Here is a 1,094-nt window from a genome sequence, read left to right as displayed (position 1 = left end):
CGTTTTTAATTCCTATTTTCGTTTAGCCGAAAATAATCTGTTTCATAAGTTGCAAACAACTAGAGGCGCAAAACGTTACCAGCAAGCATAAAGAAACCACAACTCGATGAAGAAATTGAAATTTATGGGAATTTTTGGAAGTATAATGAATTTGTTCGCTCAAGATAATTTAACAATATCTGAAAAACTGGACAAAATAAATTACTTTGGATTAATAACAGATCCAATCAAACTCAAAAAACTGAAGTTTGAAATCGATAAAGACTCGAAACCAGGAACTTACTACAACGGCAATATTTGGTTGACATTTCCGAACGATTATTATTTATCAAGCGTTTATCAATTAGCAGAAAATAAAAATGGTTCATCAACTTCAGATTTTCGAGCATTTGAGGTTTGGGCAGGAGATTTATATGAGCAAAATGTATCATCATATTTAAATTCTGCAAAAGTAGTATTTGAGAAAAATGGTTTAAAATTAAATTGGGCAGACGAAAAAATTGATTGGAAAAAAGAGAGTGACCAAGTTGAAAATATTAATCACACATTGACAATTAATGGCTCAAACTATTTATTGTATTCCGGAAACGTTCGAGATAGAAGCCGAATTCCTGCTTTAGACTACTTGACGAATTTTAGAAAAATGCTAAATCAAGTAGTTGCGAAACAAAACTCGAAACTAAAAATCATATTATTGACTGCACCTGAAAGTGTTTATTTCGTTCTTTGTGACGAAACAATTCAGAAAGGGCTAAAGTCTATAATTAAAGAAACTGACAACAAAATAGAAGAATAAAATGCCAGCTGGTAACAGCCACTACAACGGATTTGGGCATTGGCTTAATGGAAAAATGGTTTTGTATTTGGGATGATTCGGCAAATCCGAAGAATGGGCTTAATTTAGTCCCAAACCCGCTGTAGTGCCAGAACGTTACTGGAGACTTGTAAAAATTACGCAGAAAAAACGCTGAAAAGACAAAGATTTGTTTCCACAGAAAGTATAAAAATAAAAAATTGAAAGCTTGATAATAAAAACTAATAAAAGATGAAAAAATGCACTTACTTTTAATTATTCTACCTTTAATATTTCAAAT

General features: G+C 31.5%; 1 protein-coding gene. It reads left to right on the top strand.

The genetic code is table 11. The annotated features are described in order from the left end of the window. Positions 1-106 precede the first annotated feature (106 nt). Positions 107-796: a hypothetical protein gene (locus GXM17_RS21340; protein ID WP_163401535.1), complete on the top strand. Its 690-nt coding sequence runs from the start codon at positions 107-109 to the stop codon at positions 794-796. Positions 797-1,094: the final 298 nt, after the last annotated feature.

Origin of the sequence: Flavobacterium fluviatile, assembly GCF_010645065.1 — a bacterium.
Lineage (GTDB): Bacteria > Bacteroidota > Bacteroidia > Flavobacteriales > Flavobacteriaceae > Flavobacterium > Flavobacterium fluviatile.
Note: the sequence above shows the minus strand (reverse complement) of the source record. Positions and strands in the feature narration are given on the sequence as shown.

Excerpts from the sequence above, each read along its gene's own strand:
- GXM17_RS21340 (WP_163401535.1), top strand. The coding sequence starts at position 107 with ATGAAGAAATTGAAATTTATGGGAATTTTTGGAAGTATAATGAATTTG.